Raw genomic sequence first — 16,899 nt, forward strand, 5'->3', positions numbered from 1 at the left:
CTTTCGAGTGACCATCGTTGAGAGTGCGGAGCGGTTGAGAGAACAAGCGCTCGGGCAGGTGTCCGAGAGCGTCAATCGCACAGGTGACGATACGTAACCAGCCTGGAGGCTCAAGGTGACGCGCATCAGCTGCGGAGGGCGGCCATGACATCCGTCCTCGTCTGCGACGACTCCCCGCTTGCCCGAGAGGCGCTTCGCCGCGCGGTGGCCACCGTGCCCGGCGTCGAGCGCGTGACGACGGCGGCCAACGGCGAGGAAGTCCTCCGCCGCTGGGGCGCCGACCGCTCGGACCTCATTCTGATGGACGTACGCATGCCCGGTCTGGGCGGCGTGGAGACGGTCCGGCGGCTGCTGTCGGCGGACCCCGGCGCCCGGATCATCATGCTGACGGTCGCCGAGGACCTCGACGGCGTGGCGCTCGCCGTCGCCGCCGGCGCCCGCGGCTATCTGCACAAGGACGCCTCGCGCGCGGAGCTGCGCGCGACCGTCACCCAGGCGCTCGCCGACCCGACCTGGCGGCTGGCGCCGCGCAGACTGCGTTCGGCCGAGATGGGCGCGGCGCCCACGCTCACCGCGCGTGAGATCCAGGTGCTCGAAGGCATGAGCCACGGCCGGTCCAACGCCGAGATCGGGCGCGAGCTCTTCCTCTCGGAGGACACGGTGAAGACGCACGCCAGGCGGCTGTTCAAGAAGCTCGGCGCCTCGGACCGGGCGCACGCGGTGGCGCTCGGTTTCCGCTGGGGCCTGGTGCGCTGACCGGCCCACGGCGTGGTCGGCCGGATCCCCGTCCGTCGTCGGCGGGCGGGTCCGTCCCCCCACTCCGTGGAGCGGCGTGTGACGCTTCGCGCGCGATGCCGCATCCTTGAAGGTGTGGAGTTCCTCGGGGACGAGTCGGTCGAGCGGGAGGGGAGGGCGCAGGAGATGACTTCCGGCGCACCTGCTCATAACGCTTCAGTGCACAACTACGGGCGCGGTGCCACGGATTCTGCGACGCCGGGGCACCATGGACCGATGCGCGACGACGAGCCAACGGTGATCGGTGCACTCGTTCACCGTGCCGTCGACGGCGACGAACAGGCCACGCATGATCTTCTGGCCCGTGTTCACCCGCTCGCCCTGCGCTACTGCCGCACCCGGCTGAACCGCCTGCCGGGTGATGCTCGCCACTTCGTGGAAGACCTCGCGCAGGAGGTCTGCGTCGCCGTTCTCATGGCGCTCCCGCGCTACCGGGACACCGGGCGGCCCTTCGAGGCCTTCGTGTTCGCCATCGCCTCCCACAAGGTCGCCGACCTCCAGCGGGCGGCGATGCGCCACCCCGGCTCCACGGCGGTGCCCTCCGACGAGATGCCCGAGCGGCCCGACGACTCCCTGGGCCCCGAGGAGCGCGCGCTGCTCAGCAGTGACGCGGAGTGGGCCAAGAAGCTCCTCGCCAACCTGCCGGAGAACCAGCGCGAGCTGCTGGTGCTGCGGGTCGCCGTCGGCCTGACCGCCGAGGAGACCGGCCAGATGCTCGGGATGTCCCCGGGCGCCGTCCGGGTCGCCCAGCACCGCGCGCTCAGCCGCCTGCGGGCGCTTGCCGAGCAGTAGTCCGCCGTTCCCCTCACCCGCACGGCCGTACGGGCGGCCACGCGCGCGTCTGACGTCGAGTCGCTCCCCGCGCGCGTAGCCGCAGCCTTCTGTACGTGTGAACGTACAAAGAATGGGGTTGATCTTGTTCATGGAATGAGACACCGCGCCAGCCCGTTAGCATGGACATCCGCACCGATCAAGGCCATGGGGAAGGTGTCATGACTGCAAACGTCGACGGAGTGCCCGAGAAGTTCGCGATGCTCGGGCTGACATACGACGACGTGCTGCTGCTGCCGGGCGCGTCCGACATGGCGCCCGACCAGATCGACACCTCCTCGTACCTCTCGAAGAACGTGAAGGTGAACGTCCCGCTGCTGTCGGCGGCGATGGACAAGGTCACCGAGGCGCGCATGGCCATCGCGATGGCCCGCCAGGGCGGCGCCGGTGTTCTGCACCGCAACCTCTCGATCGAGGACCAGGCCAACCAGGTCGACCTGGTCAAGCGCTCCGAGTCCGGCATGGTGACCGACCCGATCACGGTCCACCCGGACGCGACGCTGCGCGAGGCCGACGAGCTGTGCGCCAAGTTCCGCATCAGCGGCGTCCCGGTCACCGACGCGGCCGGCAAGCTGCTCGGCATCGTCACCAACCGCGACATGGCCTTCGAGTCCGACCGCTCGCGCCAGGTGCGCGAGGTCATGACCCCGATGCCGCTGGTCACCGGCAAGGTCGGCATCTCCGGTGTGGACGCGATGGAGCTGCTGCGCCGCCACAAGATCGAGAAGCTGCCGCTGGTCGACGACGCCGGCATCCTCAAGGGCCTGATCACGGTCAAGGACTTCGTGAAGGCCGAGAAGTACCCGAACGCGGCCAAGGACAAGGACGGCCGGCTGATCGTCGGCGCCGCGGTCGGTGTGGCGGGCGACGCCTACGAGCGCGCCCAGGCGCTGATCGAGGTGGGCGTCGACTTCATCGTCGTCGACACCGCCCACGGCCACTCCCGGCTGGTCGGCGACATGGTCGCCAAGATCAAGTCGAACGCGGGAGGCGCCGACGTCATCGGCGGCAACGTCGCCACCCGCGACGGCGCCCAGGCGCTGATCGACGCGGGCGTCGACGGCATCAAGGTCGGCGTCGGCCCCGGCTCCATCTGCACCACCCGCGTCGTCGCCGGCATCGGCGTCCCGCAGGTCACCGCGATCTACGAGGCCTCGCTCGCCGCCAAGGCCGCGGGCGTCCCGGTCATCGGCGACGGCGGCCTGCAGTACTCGGGCGACATCGCCAAGGCCCTGGTCGCGGGCGCCGACACGGTGATGCTGGGCTCGCTCCTCGCGGGCTGCGAGGAGTCCCCGGGCGAGCTGCTGTTCATCAACGGCAAGCAGTTCAAGTCGTACCGCGGCATGGGTTCGCTCGGTGCGATGCAGTCCCGCGGCGACCGCAAGTCCTTCTCCAAGGACCGCTACTTCCAGGAGGGCGTCGCCTCCGACGAGAAGCTGGTCCCCGAGGGCATCGAGGGCCAGGTGCCCTACCGCGGCCCGCTCTCCGCGGTCGTCCACCAGCTGGTCGGCGGCCTGCGCCAGTCGATGTTCTACGTCGGCGGCCGGACCGTCCCCGAGCTCCAGACGAACGGCCGGTTCGTCCGGATCACCTCGGCGGGCCTCAAGGAGAGCCACCCGCACGACATCCAGATGACGGTCGAGGCACCGAACTACACCAAGCGCTGACCACGCCCGCGCGCGCGTGGACCGAGTGAGGGGCGGCCCCGGATTTCCCGGGTCCGCCCCTCGCCCGTATGTCGGTGACACACATGTCGGGGATACTGGTCCGGCAGACGTAGAGGGAAAGGCCCACACAACGTGACTGAGATCGAGATCGGGCGCGGCAAGCGCGGCCGCAGGGCGTACGCGTTCGACGACATCGCCATCGTCCCGAGCCGGCGCACCCGGGACCCGAAGGAGGTCTCGATCGCCTGGCAGATCGACGCCTACCGGTTCGAGCTGCCCTTCCTGGCCGCCCCGATGGACTCCGTCGTGTCGCCGCAGACCGCGATCCGCATCGGTGAGCTCGGCGGTCTGGGCGTGCTGAACCTCGAGGGCCTGTGGACCCGGTACGAGGACCCGCAGCCGCTGCTCGACGAGATCGACCAGATGGACGAGGACGCCGCCACCCGCCGCCTCCAGGAGATCTACGCGGCCCCGATCAAGGAAGAGCTGATCGGGCAGCGCATCAAGGAGGTGCGCGACTCCGGTGTGGTCACCGCGGCCGCCCTCTCGCCGCAGCGCACGGCCCAGTTCTCCAAGGCCGTGGTGGACGCGGGTGTCGACATCTTCGTCATCCGCGGCACGACCGTCTCGGCGGAGCACGTCTCGGGCGCGGCCGAGCCGCTCAACCTCAAGCAGTTCATCTACGAGCTGGACGTCCCGGTGATCGTCGGCGGTTGCGCCACGTACACCGCGGCCCTGCACCTGATGCGCACCGGCGCGGCCGGCGTCCTGGTGGGCTTCGGCGGCGGCGCCGCGCACACCACGCGCAACGTGCTGGGCATCCAGGTCCCGATGGCCACCGCCGTCGCCGACGTGGCCGCGGCCCGCCGCGACTACATGGACGAGTCCGGCGGCCGGTACGTGCACGTGATCGCGGACGGCGGCGTCGGCTGGTCCGGCGACCTGCCCAAGGCGATCGCCTGCGGCGCGGACGCGGTGATGATCGGCTCCCCGCTGGCCCGCGCCACGGACGCGCCCGGCAAGGGCCACCACTGGGGCATGGAGGCCGTCCACGAGGACGTGCCGCGCGGCAAGCTGGTCGACCTGGGCATCGTGGGCACCACCGAGGAGATCCTCACCGGCCCCTCGCACATCCCGGACGGCTCGATGAACTTCTTCGGTGCCCTGCGCCGCTCGATGGCCACCACCGGCTACAGCGAGCTCAAGGAGTTCCAGCGCGTCGAGGTGACGGTCGCGGACGCGCAGCACAAGCGCTGACATCCGCCACGCGCGCGTGGGCCCCGGCCCCGCGTACGTCCTACGGATGCGTGAGGGCCCGGACCGTTCGACGGTCCGGGCCCTCACCCGTGTGCGCGTCTTACGCGCCGGCCTTCTTGGAGCCGGAGAACGCGGCGAAGGCGGCGATCGCGAAGAACAGGAATGTCATCGGGTCGGCGTCGGCCTTCCAGGCGTCGTTCACCAGGCCGAGGTGCTGGAACAGCAGCTCCGAGGTGCTGACCGGCAGCTGCTTGGAGCCGAGGACGGCCTCGCCGACCAGCTGGCCCGCGTAGACCGCGCCGAGGGCGAGGACCGCGCTGAGCACCGGCAGGGCGGGGTTGCGTCCGCCGACCTTGCCCGAGGCCCAGCCGATGAGGAAGCCGACACCGACGGCCGCGTAGCCGATCTCGTGCTCGGTGGCGCCGATCAGCGCGCCGTAGACGCCCGCGGCGACGACGGCGACGACGACCGCCGTGACGAGGCCCCCGGCGAGGTTGTCGCGGACCGGGGCGGGCGGCGGGGCCGGGACGAAGCCCGGGAACTCCGGCTGGGGCTGCTGCGGCGGTGGAAAGGACTGACTCATCTTCGGATCCCCCCGAGGTAAGTGAAGGCACGAGCCCGGGAATGCGCACGGCTGTGCGATCGGGCGACCCGAAGAGTAGCAATGGCCCGGGACCGCGGGGATCACATTTCAGAGTCGGTGGGCGGCGCCCCCGGGAGTGACACCGCGCGTGTCGAGCAGCAGCTGCGCCTTGACCGAGAGCCCTTGCAGGTCGTACGTGCGGTGGTGCTGGAGCAGCACGGTGAGGTCGGCGTTGGCCGCCGCTTCGTAGAGGGAGTCGGCGCGCGGCACGGGCTGGTCGCGCACCCGCCAGTCCGGGACGTACGGGTCGTGGTAGCTCACCGCCGCGCCGAGGTCGATGAGCCGCCCCGCGATCTCGGCGGCCGGGGAGCCCTCCAGGTCGGCGAGATCGGGCTTGTACGTGACGCCGAGCAGCAGCACGCGCGCGCCGCGGGCGGACTTGCCGTGCTCGTTCAGGAGCTTGGTGGAGCGCTGGATGACGTATTGCGGCATATGGGCGTTGATCTCCCGGGCCAGCCCCACCATCCGCAGGCCTGTGTACGGCGGCGGGGTCGGGTCCAGCGGCACGCCGTGGCCGCCGACGCCGGGGCCGGGGCGGAACGGCTGGAAGCCGAACGGCTTGGTCTCGGCGCACCGGATCACGTCCCACAGGTCCACGCCCATGTCGTGGCAGAGCACGGCCATCTCGTTGACGAGCGCGATGTTGACCTGGCGGTAGTTGGTCTCCAGGAGCTTGGCCATCTCGGCCTCGCGGGTGCCGCGCGCCCGCACGACCTTGTCGGTCAGTCGGCCGTAGAACGCGGCGGCGGACTCGGTGCAGGCGGGGGTGAGACCGCCGATGACCTTGGGGGTGGTGGCGAAGGTGTGGGTGCGGTTGCCGGGGTCGAGGCGGCTGGGGGAGTAGGCGAGGTGGAAGTCGCGCCCGGCCCGCAGCCCCGAGCCCTCTTCGAGCAGCGGGCGCAGGAAGTCCTCGGTGGTGCCGGGGTAGGCGGCGGACTCCAGGATCACGGTGGTGTGCGGGCGCAGCCGGGCCGCCAGTGTGCGGGCCGCGTCGGCGACGGCGCCGAGGTCCGGGGTGCGGTCGGCGCCGGGCGGGGTGGGGGCGCAGATCACGGCGGTACGGACCCGGCCGAGCTCGGCCGGATCGCCGGCGGCCCGGAAGCCCCCCGAGAGCATCCGGCGCAGCTCGGCGGCAGTCAGGGAGCCGTCGACCGGAGGGCGCCCGGCGCGGAGCTCGGCGAGCACATGGGGGTCGGTGTCATGGCCGACGGTCTCGATGCCCGCGGCGGCGGCGGCCTGGGCGAGGGGCAGGCCGAGGTGGCCGAGTCCGATGACGGCGAGGTCTGCGGGCATGCGGGTGACCGTCCTTCCCATAACCGGAGGGGACATGGCGCGCAAGCCCTGTGGACAGAATGAGCGTTACGCAATGTCAGACTAAGAGTAAATATGACCGTTATGCCGTATTGCCGGGCCCGGTTCGTCCGAGTGTTGTCCACAGGCGGTGGCCGATGTCGGTGGTCGCGTCCAGAATCGGGTGTGTGAGCCAGACCACCCCGATCAACGGGAGGCATCCGTGAAGACAGCGACACTGGGACCGGTGCAGCGCGCCGAGGCGCTCGCCGCCATGGCCGAGCGCGAGCTCGACGTGCTGGTCGTCGGCGGCGGGGTGGTCGGCGCGGGCACCGCGCTGGACGCCGTGACCCGAGGGCTCTCGACCGGCCTCGTCGAGGCGCGGGACTGGGCCTCGGGCACCTCCAGCCGGTCGAGCAAGCTGATCCACGGCGGGCTGCGCTATCTGGAGATGCTGGACTTCACGCTGGTGCGTGAGGCGCTGAAGGAGCGCGGGCTGCTCCTGGGGCGCCTCGCCCCGCACCTGGTGAAACCGGTGCCGTTCCTCTACCCCCTCCAGCACAAGGGCTGGGAGCGGTGGTACGCGGGCTCGGGCGTGGCGTTGTACGACGCGATGTCGGTGTCGTCCGGCCACGGCCGGGGCCTGCCGGTCCACCGCCACCTCTCCCGCCGCAGCGCCCTGCGGGTCGCGCCCTGCCTGAAGCGGGAAGCGCTGGTCGGTGCCCTTCAGTACTACGACGCGCAGATGGACGACGCGCGCTTCGTGGCCACCCTGGTGCGCACCGCGGCGAGCTACGGGGCGCACACCGCCAACCGGGCGCGGGTGACCGGGTTCCTGCGCGAGGGCGAGCGGGTGGTCGGGGCACGCGTGCGCGACGTGGAGGGCGGCGGGGAGTACGAGGTCCGCGCCAAACAGATCGTGAACGCCACGGGGGTGTGGACGGACGACACCCAGGCGATGGTCGGCGAGCGCGGGCAGTTCCACGTCCGGGCCTCCAAGGGCATCCATCTGGTGGTGCCCAAGGACCGCATCCACTCCACGACCGGCCTCATCCTGCGGACCGAGAAGTCGGTGCTCTTCGTGATCCCCTGGGGGCGCCACTGGATCGTGGGCACCACCGACACCGACTGGGACCTGGACAAGGCCCACCCCGCGGCCTCCAGCGCGGACATCGACTACCTCCTGGAACACGTCAACTCCGTCCTCGCGGTGCCCCTGACCCGGGACGACGTCCAGGGGGTCTACGCGGGCCTGCGCCCCCTGCTCGCCGGGGAGTCGGACGCCACCAGCAAGCTCTCCCGCGAGCACACGGTGGCGCACCCGGTGCCGGGGCTGGTGGTCATCGCCGGCGGCAAGTACACGACGTACCGGGTGATGGCGAAGGACGCCGTCGACGAGGCGGTGCACGGCCTGGACCAGCGGGTCGCGGCCTGCGTCACCGAGGACGTGCCCCTGCTCGGCGCTGAGGGCTACCAGGCGCTGTGGAACGCCCGCGCGAGGACCGCCGCGCGCACCGGCCTGCACGTGGTCCGCGTGGAGCACCTGCTGAACCGGTACGGATCACTGGCCGAGGACCTCATCGAGCTGATCGTCGCCGACCCGTCGCTGGGCGAGCCGCTCGCCGCGGCGGAGGACTATCTGCGCGCCGAGATCGTCTACGCCGCGTCCCACGAGGGCGCCCGCCATCTCGACGACGTACTGACCCGGCGCACCCGGATCTCCATCGAGACCTTCGACCGGGGTACGCGGTCGGCCCGGGAGTGCGCGGAGCTGATGGCGCCGGTCCTCGGCTGGGACAGCAAGCAGATCGACAAGGAGGTGGAGCACTACGAGAAGCGGGTGGAGGCGGAGCGCGAGTCGCAGCGCCAGCCGGACGACCTGACGGCGGACGCGGCACGGCTGGGCGCGCCGGAGATCGTGCCGCTCTAGGGCGGGCCCGCCGGGCAGAACTCGGAGTCGAGCAGGGACAGTTCGAGGGAGGGGCTGAGAGTGGTGTCCGTATTGATACGGAAAACGGCGGTGTGGCGGCCGTCGGCGGTGGCCGCCGCGCGGACCGAACTGCCGGATATATGCCCGTTGTGGCCCCAGACGGTCAGGCCACAGGAGAGCCGCTCGGGGTAGACGCCGAGGCCGTAGACGCCGTGGGTGGCGGTGGTGTCGAGCAGTTCGCGCTGCTGGGGCGCGGGCAGCAGGGCACCGCCGAGCAGGGCCGCGTAGAAGCGGCTCAGATCGGCGAGCGTCGATATGAGTTCACCGGCGGCCCCGGCCGGGCGCGGGTCGAGATCGGTGACGTCGTGGCCGCCGGGGGAGTACGCGCGGCTGTGCGGAGAGGGGAGCGTGGTGCGGGCGCCCGGGAACGAGGTGCCGGTGAGACGGAGGGGGGTGATGATGCGGCGCTCGGCCTCGGCGGCGTAGGTACGGCCGGTGACCTGCTGAACGACCATGCCGAGAACGACGTAGTTGGTGTTGGAGTAGGCGTAAATGCCCAGCGGGCCGGGGAAGTGCGTGAGCGCGATGTGAACGGCTTGTGAGGGGGTGAGGGGAACCGGAGCGGCGCCATCGGCCGTGTAGGGGAACAGACCGCTGGTGTGGGAGAGCAAGGAGCGCAGGGTGAGGTGGCGGCCGTCGTTTCCATGGCCGCGTATCAGGCCCGGCAGATGCTGTTCCACCGTGTCGTCGAGGCGCAGCCTGCCCTCGGCGGCCAGCTGGAGCACCACCGTGGCCACGAAGGACTTGGTGACGCTGCCCGCCCGGAAGCGGTCGTCGCGGCCGAGTCCGGAGCCGGCCGTGGTGAACCGGGAGCGGTCGCCGTCGTCGGTGAGGAGGGCCGCCGCCGGGGTACCCGTTTCGGCGACCAGCCGTGCCAGCGCCGCGGCCTGCGGGTCTTTCAGACCGGTACGGTCCGGTTCGGCCGGTCGGTCGGTCATGCCCAGGCCACAGAGCACCATGGCCAGGGGCATGGCGAGCAGCGCCCGGAGTCTTGGCACGGTGGTGGTCCCCCTTCCCCGGACATCTTGGCGGACGGCGGACCCGGGACAATCATTGGTCCCGACGTGAGAGACAATGGACGCTCTGCCAGGGCGGGTGCCGCTCCCCCGGGGGCCAACCCCCGGACCCCCGGCAGCAGAAGCAGGTCGGAGCGGTGAACCGGGCCGCCTCACGAGGCAAGTTGCGGGGAGCCGTCGGCCGGGACGCGGTCGGTGCGGGCGCGGATCAGGGATCGCAGAGGGGACGCATGTCGGAGGCGGAGCAGTCGCGGGAGCCCCAGCGGGACGGGCGGAAGGAGTCCGGCGCCAAAGCCGAGGGCGGCCGGCTCCTGGCCGAGCGGTACCGGCTCGGGGATGTGCTCGGCCGTGGCGGCATGGGCACGGTCTGGCGGGCCGTCGACGAGACGCTCGGCCGTACCGTCGCCGTCAAGGAGCTGCGCTTTCCCAGCAGCATCGACGAGGAGGAGAAGCGCCGGCTGATCACGCGCACCCTGCGTGAGGCCAAGGCGATCGCCCGGATCCGCAACACCAGCGCGGTGACGGTCTACGACGTCGTGGACGAGGACGACCGGCCGTGGATCGTCATGGAGCTCGTCGAGGGCAAGTCGCTCGCCGAAGCGGTGCGCGAGGACGGGGTGCTGACGCCCCGCCGGGCCGCCGAGGTGGGGCTCGCCATCCTCGACGTGCTGCGCTCCGCGCACCGCCAGGGCATCCTGCACCGCGACGTGAAGCCGTCCAACGTGCTGATCGCCGAGGACGGCCGGGTCGTGCTCACCGACTTCGGCATCGCCCAGGTCGAGGGCGACCCGTCCATCACCTCGACGGGCATGCTCGTCGGCGCGCCCTCGTACATCTCGCCGGAGCGCGCCCGCGGCCACAAGCCCGGCCCGGCCGCCGACCTGTGGTCGCTGGGCGGCCTGCTCTACGCGTGCGTGGAGGGCGTCCCGCCGTACGACAAGGGCTCAGCCATCGCCACGCTGACCGCGGTGATGACCGAGCCGGTGGACCCGCCGGTGAACGCCGGGCCGCTCCTGGAGAAGGTCATCTACGGCCTGCTCGCCAAGGATCCCGAGCAGCGGCTCGACAACGAGGCGGCGCGCGCGCTGCTCACCGAGGTGCTGCACGCGCCCGAGCAGGCAGCGCGGGCGCCGGAACCGGTCTCGTCCGAGGTGACCCGGGTCGTCGCGCTGCCCCCCGTGCCCGGCGAGCCCAAGGGCGACGCGGGCGCCAAGGCAAAGGAGGTGGCCGACGCGGCCGCCGACCGGATGCGCGGCGCCTTCAAGTCCGTACGGAACGCGGCGGTGGCGGCGCAGACCACGGCCAAGGAGAAGGCGAAGGACCGGGCGGCGGCCAGGCCGGCCGCCCAGCCGGTCGCGGCCGGGTCGGTGCCGGTGGCTCCGGCCGGGCCGCCCGCGCCGGTGCGGGCCCCGCTCACCGACGTCGTCCCGCGCCGCACCCTGGTGATCATCGCGGTGGTCGCGGCGCTGGCCGTCCTCGGCACGGTGCTGGCGATCGCGCTCAGCGGCGGCGGTGACGACAAGGACAGCGGCAAGAGCGGCAACAAGGCTTCCAGCGGGGCCACCGCGGGAAGCGGTGGCAGCGGCAAGACCGGCGACGCCCAGGGCACCGGCCAGGGCAGCGGCCAGCAGGGGCAGGGCCAGACCCAGACGCAGGGACAGACCCAAGGCCAGACACAGGGCCAGGGGCAGGGGCAGAGCGGCGGCAAGTCGCCCGCGGCCTCGCAGTCCCCCGGTTCCGGCGGCAACGGCAGCGGCGCGGGCGCCGGGCTGCCCAGCGGCTACACCATGGTCACCGACGCCGACTTCCACTTCTCCATGGCCATGCCCGCCGGGTTCCACCGCGTCGGCATAGCCGGGGACAACTCCGGCGGGATATATGCGGCGGGCGGCGGCTTCCCGCGCGTCCAGGTCGACTTCAACGCGAAGCCGACCGACGACGCCCGCCGGGCCTGGCTGGAGCTCGCCGGCGCGGTCGCCGGGAGCAGCAGCAACTACCACCTGCTCGGCATCCAGAAGGTTGACTACAAGGGATATCCGACGGTCGCCGACTGGCAGTTCGAGCGGGACCAGAGCGGCGAGCGGGTACGGATACTCAACCGCGGCTTCAAGGTCGACGGGTCGCACGGCTACGCGATCATGGTGACCTGCAAGTCGGCCGAGTGGGACGGCGACGCGTGCGTGACGCTGCGGAAGACGGCGTTCGAGACGTTCAGCCCCAAGGACTGAGCAGGCCACGTATCGTGAGAGCCCGCGAACCGTACGCAGCCACAATGGGCCGGTAAACGACCGGAATTGACGGGTTCCGGGGGAGCAGCACGCTGTGGGGAGGCGATGTGGACGACTACGCGGGTCGGGTGCTCGCCGACCGCTATCGGCTGCCGCTGCCCTCCTCCGACGCGTACGAGCCGGTGGAGACCCGGGCGTTCGACACCTACAGCGGGCAGGAAGTGCTGGTGCGGCAGGTGCCGTTGCCGGAGGTCGTGGACGTCGAGGTGCAGGGCGCGGACGGCCGGTACGGGGACGGGTACGGCGCCGGAGCGGCGCGGCGGCCCGCCAACCCCGCGCTGCGGCGGGCGATCGAGGCGGCCCAGGCGGCCGCGCAGATCCCCGACCACCCCCGGCTCGACCAGGTCTTCGACGTCTTCGCGGAGGACGGCTCGCTGTGGATCGTCAGTGAGTTCGTCACGGCCCGGCCGCTGGCCGCGCTCCTCGCCGAGCAGCCGATGGCGCCGTACCGGGCCGCGGAGGTCGCCTCCGATGTGCTGACGGCGCTGCGTGTGCTGCACGCGCACGGCTGGACGCACCGCAACATCACCGAGCGCACCGTGCTGATATGCGACGACGGCCGCGTGATGCTGACCGGGCTTGCGGTCGGCGCGGCGGAGGAAGCGCTGTGCGGCTATGTGGTGGTGCCGCCGCCGCTCGGTGAGGAGAGCGACGGTTTCGGCATGCCGGGGGCGTCCGAATCGGCGGACGCGGTGTGGGGGGACGCGCAGGGCTCTCCGGACGACGGGGACCAGCGGGACGACCCGCACTCCCCGTACCCCGTGGACACTTCGAGTCCCCGGCACTACGCGAGCACCCCGGGCTCCCCGCACCCCGCAGGCGCCACCCACTCCTCGTACCCCGCGACCGAGACGGACTTCGGCGGGTCCGACGCGTCCGGGGAGACCGACCCCTACGGCGATCCCTACAGCGATCCTTACGGCGACCCCTACGGCGACCTGGACCCCGAGTCCCCCCTGCCTCCCCGGACAGCCCGGGAGGTCCCCCCGGCGCCCCACCCCGCCCCCCTGCCCTCCACCCGGGCCCCGGCGCTTCCCGCCGGGTGGTCCCCGGCAGGGGCCGACGGGGACGAGGACGGCCGGAGCCAGGGCGGGCGGCCGGGGCGGGACGAGGGGGCCGCGCCCCGTTCCGGCGGGGGTTCCGGGAGTGCGCGGGCCGGGGCCGTGGCGGCGTACCGGGCCGGGGCGCGGGCCACCGCGCGCGTGGGCGACGACGGTGCCGCGCTGCCGGTGCCGCGCTCCGAGCCGACCCGGGCCGAGCTCACCCACTCCGAGCTCACCGGCTCCGAGCGCAGCACCTCCGAGCGCACCGGCTCCGGGCCCAGCCGGGCCGACCTCACCCGTGCCGAACCGGACGGCGCGTGGCGCGACACCGCGGACCAGGGTGTGTACGACCCGGTGAGCGGGATGCGGGTGCCGCGTACGTCCGCGTCGGGAGCGTCGTCGGCCGCCAGCCCGTACGCCGCGGAGGAGGGCCCGGACTCGGGGCGCACCCGGCGGGCGTACGACCCGGTGACCGGGCGCTGGGTCCCGCGCCCCGCGCAGCCCGGCACGGCGGACGCGCCCCCCGAAGCCTCCGGGCGCCCCACCCCGCCCCACGCCCCCGCCCGCCCCACGGACCCGCACGCCGAGACCCCGCACGCCGAGACCCCGCACACCGACACCCCGCACCCCCAGCTCCCACGCCTGGAAGTCCCGCACGCCCAGACCGGCGAGTCCCACCGCCCCGGGGCGCCCCGGAGCGCCGAGCCCCAGCGTCCCGCCCGCCCCGGCGCGTCCCGGACCGGCGCCCCGCCCCAGCCCCAGTCCGGGCCTCCCGCCACCACCGGCCCCCGGCCCTCCACCGGCCCCCTCCCCGCGCTGCCGCACGCCGTCGGGGCCGGGGCCGAGGCGCTGCGGGCCGATGCCCAGCGGCAGACGCACATCAGCGCGTCCGTGCCGGCCCGGCAGGGCGGCGGCTGGGAGACGGCCGTCCCGCAGCGCCACGGCCCCGGTTACCGGGGCCCCGCCACCCGGCTCGACGCCGAGCGGGCGCGGCAGACGCGGATCGCCCTCGTCGGGGCCGTCACCGAGCGGTGGGCGCCCGAGCAGGCCGGACCCGTGCACGAGAACTGGCGCCTCGCCCCGCCGATCGGCCCCGCCACCGACCTGTGGGCCCTGGGCGCGCTGCTCTTCCGGGCCGTGCAGGGGCACGCGCCGTATCCGGAGGAGAGCGCAGTCGAGCTGGTGCAGATGGTGTGCGGCGAGCCACCCGCGTTCGCGGAGGAGTGCGGCCCACTGCGGCCGGTCGTGGAGTCGCTGCTGCGCCAGGACCCCACCGAGCGGCCCGACTTCGAAGAGCTGCGCGGCTGGATGCGCTCGATCGTGCGGTCGGCGCCCGAGCCGGACGCGGGCACCCAGGTCGTCCCGCTGCCCCCGGCCGACGCGACCCGGCTGCCGATCGTGCGCCGCCGCGGCGAGCTCGTCCGGCGCCGCCGGGGGGCCTTCGGCGAGCACGGCCGCCACCGTCAGCAGCCCCGCAGGGCCGAGCGGCGCCTCGCCGCGGAGGTCCTGGAGGAGCAGCGCCCGCCCCGGTCCCGTACGCCCAAGTCGCGCCCCGACGCGTCCCGTACGCGCGCGCCCCGTTCGCTCGGCCGGACCCTCGTCCTGCTCATCCTGCTGCTCCTGGCGGCGGCACTCGCGTACGCCGTGTTCTTCATGCCCGAGTCCGGGGCGAAGGGCGAGACCGACAACACCGGCGCCCCGCCCGCCCGTACGGGCACGAGCGCGTCCCCGGGCACCCCCGCGCCCAGCGACCCTCCCCGCAGCGGTACGCCCTCCACGCCGAGGACGCAGACCACCGAGCCCGGTGGACAGCCGCCCGCCAAGGGCTATGTGCTGCGCACCGACCCCGAGGGGTTCCGCACGGCCGTCGATCCCTCCTTCCAGCGACGGCCCATCAACGACGCCGGACAAGTCCGGTATGTCGGAGGCGACTTCACGCTGCTCGTCGTGCCGGGCCGGGACGCGGTCAAGGACGCGGGCTCGGATCCGCTGGCGTACCAGCGCGACAAGGAGCGCGAACTCCAGCCGTTCCGGGACTCCGCCTGGGCCACCGCCACGGGACTGCGCCGGGTGGACATCGGTCAGAAGGTCACCGCGGAGGGGCAGTTCACCTGGCGCGACAGCACGGGCCGTACGGTTTACGTCCGCAACCAAGTGATGATCATCAATGGCCGGTATCACCTGGTCGTGGTCGTCGGCCCGGAGCCGCAGCGGGACAAGGTGAGCGAGATCTACACGCAGGCCACGGCCGCCTACAGCGCCACTCGTTGAGGCTTCACCAGTTGCCTCAGACACATACCCCCTGGTAGGTCGCTCACAAGGTGCCCCCGAGGTTCCCTGGCCGGAATCCGCTCCGTATCCTGGCCCCTTAGGAACCGGCCGGGCGGGGGACGTGGAACAGAACCAGAGCAAGAGCGGCAAGGGCGCGGAAGCGGTGGCGAAAGGGCTGCTGCTGGCCGGGCGCTACCGCCTGGGCGACACCATCGGCCGCGGCGGCATGGGCAAGGTCTGGCGCGCCCACGACGAGGTCCTGCACCGCACGGTGGCCGTCAAGGAGCTGACCGCCGCGCTGTATGTGGCGGAGGCGGACCGTGTCGTGCTGCACGCGCGTACGCAGAAGGAGGCGCGGGCCGCCGCCCGGATCACCCACCCCGGCGTGGTCACCGTCCACGACGTGCTCGACCACGACAACCGCCCCTGGATCGTGATGCAGTACGTCGACGGGCCCTCGCTCGCCGACGCGGTCAAGGCGTCCGAGACCGGGCGGATCGAGGCGCGCGAGGCCGCCCGCATCGGACTGCACGTCCTGGGCGCCCTGCGCGCCGCGCACGCCGCGGGCGTGCTGCACCGCGACGTCAAGCCCGGCAACGTCCTGCTCGCCCGCGACTCGCGGGTCCTGCTCACCGACTTCGGCATCGCCGCCATCGAAGGCGACTCCACGATCACCCGGACCGGTGAACTGGTCGGCTCCATCGACTATCTGGCGCCCGAACGGGTACGAGGAGGGCAGCCCGGCCCCGCCTCCGACCTGTGGTCCCTCGGCGCCACGCTCTACGCGGCGGTCCAGGGCGGCTCGCCCTTCCGCCGCTCCTCGCCCATCTCCACCATGCAGGCGGTGGTGAACGAGGAGCCGGAGCCCGCCACCCACGCCGGCGCGCTCGCACCGGTGATCACGGCCCTGCTGCGCAAGGACCCCGACGACCGCCCCTCGGCCGAGGAGGCCGAGCGGATGTTCCTGGAGGCGATGGAGGGCCGCGAGCCCAAGGCCGCGCACGAGTACGTGCCGACCCGTCAGGTGTCCGAGTCGGAGCTGCGGGCGGCCACCGCCCCGGCGGGCACCTCCGGCACGGTCCGCGCGCCCGTCCCCGAGGCGATCGCGCCCCTGCCCGCGCCCGTCCGCCCCGCCCGCAGGCGTGGACGGACGGTCGCCCTGGTGGTCGTCCTCGCGGCCGTCCTCGGTGGCGCGGCGGGGCTCGCCGCCCTGAAGTACCGCGACGGCGGGGACGATTCGGCGACCACCACCAGCGAGCCGTCCGGCACCAAGCCGGGCCGGGCCGGCAAGGCCGACGCGTCCGTGCCGGAGGGCTGGAAGCGGGTGAAGGACCCGGCCGGGTTCGCCCTGTTCGTGCCCGAGGGCTGGCGGCGCCGGATGGACGGCAAGGAAGTCGACTACACGCCGGACAACGGCCGTCATTACATACGCGTCAGCGTCGGCAAGCCCGACTTCGAGAACCCGTACATGCACCAGTTGAACCTGGAGAAGGCGCTGGAGAAGCGGCTGCCCAAGTACCAGCGGGTGACGCTGCACTCCAACACCTTCCGGGACCAGGTGAACTCCTCGCTCTGGGAGTTCACGTACGTGGAGAAGAAGGGCTTCCCCGGCAAGCGGCACGCCATCGACCAGATGTACTTCGCCGAGGGCGGCGCCGCCGAGTACGCCATCTACATGTCGGGCCCGGAGTCCGACTGGGCGACCACCCGCGAGCAGTTCGACACGGTGCTGCGCGGCTGGCAGCCGCCGCCGCTGAACTGAGGCGCTGGACCTAGCCGCTGGGCTGGGCCGTTGCGCTGGGCCGCTG

Annotated in this window: 11 protein-coding genes; 8 read left to right on the forward strand and 3 right to left on the reverse strand. The window is 72.8% G+C overall.

The window, feature by feature from the left end; translation table 11 throughout:
* Positions 1 to 144: 144 nt before the first annotated feature.
* From ACZ4MU_RS22990 to ACZ4MU_RS23005, 4 genes are all read left to right on the forward strand, one after another.
* Positions 145 to 756: a response regulator transcription factor gene (locus ACZ4MU_RS22990; protein WP_003948568.1), complete on the forward strand. Its 612-nt coding sequence runs from the start codon at positions 145 to 147 to the stop codon at positions 754 to 756.
* A 255-nt stretch (positions 757 to 1,011) separates the two neighbouring features.
* On the forward strand, positions 1,012 to 1,587 hold the full coding sequence (locus ACZ4MU_RS22995; RefSeq protein ID WP_467879543.1) for a sigma-70 family RNA polymerase sigma factor: 576 nt from the start codon (positions 1,012 to 1,014) through the stop codon (positions 1,585 to 1,587).
* Between the two features lie 200 nt (positions 1,588 to 1,787).
* Positions 1,788 to 3,293, forward strand: coding sequence for an IMP dehydrogenase (gene guaB / locus ACZ4MU_RS23000; RefSeq protein WP_467879546.1), 1,506 nt, complete (start codon positions 1,788 to 1,790; stop codon positions 3,291 to 3,293).
* Between the two features lie 132 nt (positions 3,294 to 3,425).
* Positions 3,426 to 4,550, forward strand: a complete 1,125-nt coding sequence (locus tag ACZ4MU_RS23005; protein ID WP_361390302.1) for a GuaB3 family IMP dehydrogenase-related protein — start codon at positions 3,426 to 3,428, stop codon at positions 4,548 to 4,550.
* Positions 4,551 to 4,650: 100 nt separating this feature from the next.
* Here the strand turns inward: ACZ4MU_RS23005 and ACZ4MU_RS23010 are convergent, their stop codons facing one another.
* Together ACZ4MU_RS23010 and ACZ4MU_RS23015 are read right to left on the reverse strand one after the other, a co-directional pair.
* Positions 4,651 to 5,133 carry a hypothetical protein gene (locus ACZ4MU_RS23010; RefSeq protein ID WP_467879548.1) on the reverse strand — a complete coding sequence of 161 codons (483 nt, stop codon included), beginning with the start codon at positions 5,131 to 5,133 and terminating at the stop codon, positions 4,651 to 4,653.
* Positions 5,134 to 5,241: 108 nt separating this feature from the next.
* On the reverse strand, positions 5,242 to 6,486 hold the full coding sequence (locus tag ACZ4MU_RS23015; protein ID WP_467879551.1) for a nucleotide sugar dehydrogenase: 1,245 nt from the start codon (positions 6,484 to 6,486) through the stop codon (positions 5,242 to 5,244).
* A gap of 220 nt (positions 6,487 to 6,706) precedes the next feature.
* Between ACZ4MU_RS23015 and ACZ4MU_RS23020 the strand changes: the two genes are divergently transcribed.
* Positions 6,707 to 8,413, forward strand: coding sequence for a glycerol-3-phosphate dehydrogenase/oxidase (locus tag ACZ4MU_RS23020; protein WP_467879554.1), 1,707 nt, complete (start codon positions 6,707 to 6,709; stop codon positions 8,411 to 8,413).
* Here ACZ4MU_RS23020 and ACZ4MU_RS23025 read toward each other — a convergent pair.
* Positions 8,410 to 9,471: a serine hydrolase domain-containing protein gene (locus ACZ4MU_RS23025; RefSeq protein ID WP_467879557.1), complete on the reverse strand. Its 1,062-nt coding sequence runs from the start codon at positions 9,469 to 9,471 to the stop codon at positions 8,410 to 8,412. The genes ACZ4MU_RS23020 and ACZ4MU_RS23025 overlap by 4 nt on opposite strands.
* A 248-nt stretch (positions 9,472 to 9,719) precedes the next feature.
* Here ACZ4MU_RS23025 and ACZ4MU_RS23030 point away from each other — a divergent pair, with 248 nt between their 5' ends.
* The 3 genes from ACZ4MU_RS23030 (at position 9,720) to ACZ4MU_RS23040 (ending at position 16,853) form a co-directional block, all read left to right on the forward strand.
* Entirely contained in the window at positions 9,720 to 11,717 is a 1,998-nt protein-coding gene (locus ACZ4MU_RS23030) for a serine/threonine-protein kinase (RefSeq protein ID WP_467879559.1), read from the forward strand.
* Between the two features lie 107 nt (positions 11,718 to 11,824).
* Positions 11,825 to 15,091, forward strand: a complete 3,267-nt coding sequence (locus tag ACZ4MU_RS23035) for a protein kinase (protein ID WP_467879562.1) — start codon at positions 11,825 to 11,827, stop codon at positions 15,089 to 15,091.
* Positions 15,092 to 15,269: 178 nt separating this feature from the next.
* Positions 15,270 to 16,853 (forward strand): serine/threonine-protein kinase, encoded by a 1,584-nt coding sequence (locus ACZ4MU_RS23040; RefSeq protein ID WP_467879844.1) that lies wholly within the window; start codon positions 15,270 to 15,272, stop codon positions 16,851 to 16,853.
* Positions 16,854 to 16,899: the final 46 nt, after the last annotated feature.

The organism is Streptomyces sp. NPDC026377 (assembly GCF_055567715.1).